The 1,758-nt window shown below is 72.9% G+C and carries 1 protein-coding gene and 1 pseudogene; both read left to right on the forward strand.

The window, feature by feature from the left end:
* The coding region (locus IH13_RS0127270) for a DUF1998 domain-containing protein (RefSeq protein WP_031088633.1) at positions 1-1,365 on the forward strand (1,365 nt) is incomplete at its 5' end.
* 42 nt (positions 1,366-1,407) lie between these two features.
* Positions 1,408-1,758 (forward strand): annotated as a pseudogene (locus IH13_RS0127275) (helicase); the annotation flags it as partial.

Consider the following 1,758-nt stretch of genomic DNA (forward strand, 5'->3'; position numbering starts at 1 on the left):
GCCTACCACTACGCGGTCAAGGTCGGCACGGACGTCTGCACGATGTGCCACGAGCAGTTGACGGGCAAGCGCACCGGCCTGCTCCACCTGCACACCGTGTACACGACCCCGCGTGAGCGGATCTCCTCCGACGAGGAGGAGCGCCGCCGGGCGGGTTTCCGCCTGGAGACCTCGTACGCGTTCCAGGACCACGGCGTCCGCAAGGGGCGTCTCACCTCCCATGTGACCGACCGCGAAGGCGCTCCGGTCCTCGACCTGGACTACGGGGACTCCGCGACCGTCCGCATCACCAACCTCGGCCGGGTACGCGACAAGGAGGGCGAGCCGGACGGCTACTGGCTCGACGGCCGCTGGCTCAACGACCGGGCCGCGGCGGACGCCATCGAGGGCACCGGCATGCCGGTGGTCGACGAGGACGGCAACGAGAAGCGCCGCAAGCGGCGTGTCCTGCCCTACGTGGAGGACCGCCGCAACATCCTCGTCGTCACCCTGGACGAGCCGCAGCCCGAGCCGGTGGCCCTGTCGTTCCTGTACGCCCTGGAGCGGGGCATCGAGGCGGCGTTCGAGCTGGAGGACTCCGAGCTGACCGCGGAGCTGCTGCCTCCGGACGACGGCCCGCGCCGCCACCTGCTGTTCACGGAGGCGGCCGAGGGCGGCGCCGGTGTGCTGCGCCGTATCCAGCACGACAAGGACGCTCTGGCCAAGGCGGCCAGGACCGCCCTGGAGATCTGCCACTTCGACCCGGAGACCGGCGAGGACGAGGGCGGACCGTCGGACGACGAGCAGTGCGCCCGCGGCTGCTACGCCTGCCTGCTGTCCTACGCCAACCAGACGCACCACCGCAGGCTGAGCCGGCACAGCGCCCGGCCGCTGCTGGAGCGGCTGGCCGGCGCCCGCACCGAGCGGGAGGACCGGGGCGAGTCCCGCAGCGAGCTCTTCCGCAGGCTGGCCCCGGCTGCGGGCAGCGTGACCACTGCACGGGAGGAAACTCCGGCCGCGCGCACCGTGGACTCCCCTCCCCCGAGCACCCCGGCGCCCTCGCCGACCGTGCTGGAGACGGATCTGGCCGCCCTGGTCGCGGAAGGCGATCTGCTCGGCTGGCTCAGGGCGAAGGGCTACCGGCTCCCCGACGAGGTCAAGACCCTCGTCCCGGAGGCGGGAGCCTGCCCGGATCTCGTCTTCCGCCTGGACGGTGCCAGCCTCGCCGTGTTCGTCGACGTCCCCGGCCGCCCGGCCGACGCGACCCGCGACCTGGAGGCCGGCTACCGCCTGGAGGACGCCGGCTGGGACGTCGTCCGCTTCCCCACGGACGCGGACTGGGACGCCATCACCGGCCACCAGGCCGCCTACTTCCACCTGCGCTGACCGCGCCGCCCTCTTCCGTATCTCCAGAAACCGAGACATCTCATGAGCCTCACGTACACAGCCGGCTCGCTGGTCGCCGCCCGTGGCCGGGAATGGGTGGTGCTGCCCGAGAGCGCCGCCGACATGCTGGTGCTGCGCCCCCTGGGCGGGAGCGAGGACGACATCGCGGCCGTCTTCCCCTCCTTCGAGGAGGTGCGTCCGGCCGAGTTCGCACCGCCGAGCCCGGCCGATTTGGGCGACCAGCGGGCCGCCGGTCTGCTGCGCACGGCGCTGCGCATCGGCTTCCGTTCGGGGGCGGGCCCGTTCCGCTCCCTGGCGTCGATCGCCGTGGAGCCCCGGGCGTACCAGCTGGTCCCGCTGCTGATGGCGCTGCGGCAGCGCACCGTACGGCTG

The sequence above is a fragment of the Streptomyces sp. NRRL WC-3549 genome, from assembly GCF_000721935.1.
Taxonomy (GTDB): Bacteria; Actinomycetota; Actinomycetes; order Streptomycetales; family Streptomycetaceae; genus Streptomyces.